The 3,725-nt window shown below is 33.5% G+C and carries 7 protein-coding genes; all 7 read right to left on the bottom strand.

The window, feature by feature from the left end; translation table 11 throughout:
* Nucleotides 1-142: 142 nt before the first annotated feature.
* Nucleotides 143-922 (bottom strand): GNAT family N-acetyltransferase, encoded by a 780-nt coding sequence (locus tag AC220I_RS19730; protein WP_486725580.1) that lies wholly within the window; start codon nucleotides 920-922, stop codon nucleotides 143-145.
* Between the two features lie 127 nt (nucleotides 923-1,049).
* A complete protein-coding gene (locus tag AC220I_RS19735; protein ID WP_486725581.1) occupies nucleotides 1,050-1,571 on the bottom strand; it encodes an HAD-IIIA family hydrolase in 522 nt (173 codons plus the stop codon).
* Nucleotides 1,572-1,731: 160 nt separating this feature from the next.
* Nucleotides 1,732-2,046 (bottom strand): hypothetical protein, encoded by a 315-nt coding sequence (locus AC220I_RS19740; RefSeq protein WP_486725582.1) that lies wholly within the window; start codon nucleotides 2,044-2,046, stop codon nucleotides 1,732-1,734.
* Between the two features lie 113 nt (nucleotides 2,047-2,159).
* The gene (locus AC220I_RS19745; protein WP_486725583.1) at nucleotides 2,160-2,600 is read right to left on the bottom strand and encodes a hypothetical protein; all 441 of its coding nucleotides are present in this window, start codon (nucleotides 2,598-2,600) and stop codon (nucleotides 2,160-2,162) included.
* A gap of 66 nt (nucleotides 2,601-2,666) precedes the next feature.
* Nucleotides 2,667-3,125 (bottom strand): GNAT family N-acetyltransferase, encoded by a 459-nt coding sequence (locus AC220I_RS19750; RefSeq protein WP_486725584.1) that lies wholly within the window; start codon nucleotides 3,123-3,125, stop codon nucleotides 2,667-2,669.
* Nucleotides 3,126-3,268: 143 nt separating this feature from the next.
* Nucleotides 3,269-3,469 carry a hypothetical protein gene (locus AC220I_RS19755; RefSeq protein ID WP_486725585.1) on the bottom strand — a complete coding sequence of 67 codons (201 nt, stop codon included), beginning with the start codon at nucleotides 3,467-3,469 and terminating at the stop codon, nucleotides 3,269-3,271.
* A 57-nt stretch (nucleotides 3,470-3,526) separates the two neighbouring features.
* On the bottom strand, nucleotides 3,527-3,725 hold a 199-nt coding region (locus AC220I_RS19760), incomplete at its 5' end, for a cupin domain-containing protein (protein ID WP_486725586.1).

A 3,725-nucleotide genomic window follows, 5' to 3' on the forward strand; every position in this document is an offset into this window, starting at 1 on the left:
ACAGATGCTGAGTTCGAGGAACTCATGCCTTGGAACGAAAATATTAAAACACTTTGCAGTGAATGATTAGAGTAAAAAACTCCAGAACTCCAACTTTAGTTGGAGTTTGATTATACATACGCTAGATTATTAATCGCTTACTTTACAAATCTATATTAAGCTTATGAAAGGCTTTTTCAAATCTTTCTCTTCCACATATGCTTACATCAGTCGTGATAAAAGTCTCCTTATGATACAAACTAAATATTGTTGCAGGTGTTGGTGACATTTGAGCTTCTTCACACGTGTCCAACCTATGAAATTCAAATGACAGCTTTTTATCCAGCAAGGTTTGTTTCAGTACCTCTTCAACATGATATTGAGTAAACGGACATCTTCTCGAGTAATAAACTGTGATATCAGCTTCATGGTCGACAATTTGCTTTTTGGTCTGTTCTTTAAATCTTGGTAGCCTTTCTACATTTTCAAAAGCCAGCATTAATAATATAAAGCCATCAGGTGTTTGGTCTATTACTTTAAAACCCTTCTTCAAGAACCATTTGCCATCGCTCATAAAATGGTTTTTCTTTTCACCGACAACAGCTACAAGACCATGCTTTTTGTTTTCTTTAGCATCATTAATTGCTTTTTCAAGTAATAACTTTCCATAACCTTGATTTTTATACTTACCAGAAACCCAAAAGCAATTTATATTTATAAAATTTTGCCCTTCAATGGGTAACCATGCTTTTTCAATTGGCCCATATTCTATAAATACTTTTGCACGCTCATTTAATCTATAAAAAACATAGCCATTTTTAAACTCATTTTTCAGCCAATCTTTTTTCAGATTATATCCCTCTATACATTTCTTATCTGAAAAGGCGCAGCAAATGTGTTGGTCTTCAATGTTTTCATTATTGAGCATTATAAAATTATCCATGTTAAACCTCCCAATATAGAACGTTTTGTTTCAGAACATGTGTTCTTATTTGATTATACAATATAAGTTGTCCACTTCAAACACTATTTTTGCAGATAATCGGATATGGATTTCATGCTCTCAGGTGTTAAGTCCCGTACTGCCTATCAGTATTTAGGACCTTATAGACTTCTTCAATCGAATTATAGGCCGTCTTAAAGTAGTTGCCGTTTATACCATAAAATCGAATGCCAATTGCTTTTGCAAGATCTTGATCACATTTTGAATCCCCAATTAATACTGATTTATCAAGTGCAATTTTAGGATATTTTATCATTGCGCTTTCTATCATGCCCTTGTTTGGCTTTCTGCAATGACAGTTTTCGCGCTCTGAATGTGGACAGTAAAAAACATCAAACACATTTACGTCATGTTGTTTCAAAGACATTATTAAACGGTCTGTAAAGCACCTATAATCGCCTTCACTGATGATACCATCATTAATAATGTGCTGGTTTGTTATGATGATTATCTTATAACCTAAAGTCATTAAGCCCTTCATGCCTTCAATCGCACCCTGTAAGATTTCAGGTTCAAGCTTATTCTGCCACTTGTCGTCAACGTAATCTTTATTGATCGTGCCATCTCGATCCAAAAAAACAACTTTCATTACTTATACCTCGTCTAACTGGTGCTTTCAGATACGGTTTTTAGCGGTTTGCTTTTCTTGACACTATATGCCTTAAAAGAATTGTTAAGGCCTGTCAAAATCAAAGATTTGTTGTTACTATATTGACTATTTTTTGGGGGATATAGAGAGACTTAAAAATCTATTGTCTATTTGTCTTCTTCAAACGACCCCTTTTACTTTTATCATATCTGTATAAGTAAATACCTAATAATATTGCTATGTATATTATTGGAAACCTATTGGAGTGACTTGCGCTTTCCATAAGCTTTTGTCTTAATATTTCATTTGATTTGTTGCCCTTCATGAACGCATCTAAATTTTCGTTGAAATTATTTACTGTAATTCTTGAATATACAATTGGGATTATAACCAATAATATAATATCTAGGTATATCTTCTTAAGGATATCATATATTCCTACTAACGCTTTTTTAAAGGATCCATGTCTCTCCATTCGCCCCCCTACTTATGTATCTTTAATTACTCGCTTCAACTGAGGGGTTGATATTTTAATGTCCTCCCCCTTAAAAGTAGCGCCATTATTTAAGTACCGCCATATTTATATTTCTAAATTCCGAACACAGTGTCAAAAGGAATTTCAATACCATTCCGATGTAGTAATATGTACTCGAAGTTGTCATCACCGTGAATAAGATAAATTACCCTATTATCTTTTACCTCTTCATCATTATAGTTCTCTACATAATTTTCATCGAAATATATCATGAGTTTATCATCAGATAGATCTGCATAAACATTGGTAAAATACCCGCCCGCTTCACCAACCACAAGGCTTCTATTGCTTAAAAATAAATATTGTTTCCCATTCGTATTAATCAAGTAGACGCCATTTTCTAAAATATTTTGATCAATATAGGTTTCAATCTTTGAATCCAATTCGTTAAATTCAATTTTCTCAAGCAGTAAATCTTTATCATTGACTTCTGCGGAACAACTTGTTAGAAAAAGAAGTCCCACAAGCACAGTCACCATTAGTAATTTCTTCACTTTAGGCCTCCATTTTCTAAAAGCTACAAATCCATTGAACTGGCTACACATAGACCAAATTTAATCTTATAGCGATTTCATCATTAAAATTTCGATTTGGTCCTTTTTATAAAAACCGCTGATTTCACCTAACGCTGTATAGCCAATTCTTTCATACAACCGCTTAGCACCAACATTCCATTCAGCCACCATGAGGAACAATTTATCACCTTCCTCAAGTCTATCCTTCTCATATGCTTCCATTATGCTTCTACCGATTCCTTGATTTTGAAAAGCTGGTGAAACAGCAAGCATATGCAGATATGGATATTTTCCAAAGGCACCTTTTTCATCTTGAATTAAAGTGCCAACAATGTCATTATTGTCGTTTTTAGCAACCAAAACACAATTTTTCTCATATTCTCTTCTTACAGCAAAGCCGATTCTTTCAATGTTGTTGTCAAAATAACGTTCACCGATCTCTGTAGAATTCAATAATTTGATTACAGACTCGATGTCTTCTTGTTTACAATTATCTAGTTTCATATTACAATCCTTTCTGCTATTAGGTTATCATTTTTTCATTTTAACTTATAAACTGGATTTCTAGTGGTTGAGGTATTCTTTCTTCAAGATTGAATACATAACTAAATCAACGATCCCCTTATCCTTCCAAAAATACCCCTGCCTTATTGTGCCTTCCTTAAATGATCGATCATATTGTCTACAGTTTCTTTATTCGTTTTTGCTTTTCCTGGTTTATATTTGAATAAGTCAACATCACTGCACAGTTCAAAAAAATCATCAATATCATCAGATTCGATTTTTTTCAATATTAATGCTTCAGATTTCAAATATGGATACTCAGCAAATAGTTTATCAAAACTCAATGTAAGACACCCTTCTATAACCCGTTCGTGTAAACCTTAATATGGGGCATTCGTTTTTTATATCCAATCTTTATTTGAAGCCGTATGAGTACTTAATTCATCACCCGTATTAACTGTCCCTGCCGGTTCAATTAACATGATCTTGCACTCTTCTTCTGCAAAAGGCTTATGCTCAATACCTTTTGGGACTACAAATAGGTCACCAGTCTTCAAGACAACAGTTTTATCACGAAAATCAATATTCATTTCCCCATCA

This window comes from Fusibacter sp. (assembly GCF_057447755.1).

Coding starts and splice junctions, on each gene's coding strand:
- AC220I_RS19730 (WP_486725580.1), bottom strand. CDS start 922: ATGGATAATTTTATAATGCTCAATAATGAAAACATTGAAGACCAACAC.
- AC220I_RS19735 (WP_486725581.1), bottom strand. CDS start 1,571: ATGAAAGTTGTTTTTTTGGATCGAGATGGCACGATCAATAAAGATTAC.
- AC220I_RS19740 (WP_486725582.1), bottom strand. CDS start 2,046: ATGGAGAGACATGGATCCTTTAAAAAAGCGTTAGTAGGAATATATGAT.
- AC220I_RS19750 (WP_486725584.1), bottom strand. CDS start 3,125: ATGAAACTAGATAATTGTAAACAAGAAGACATCGAGTCTGTAATCAAA.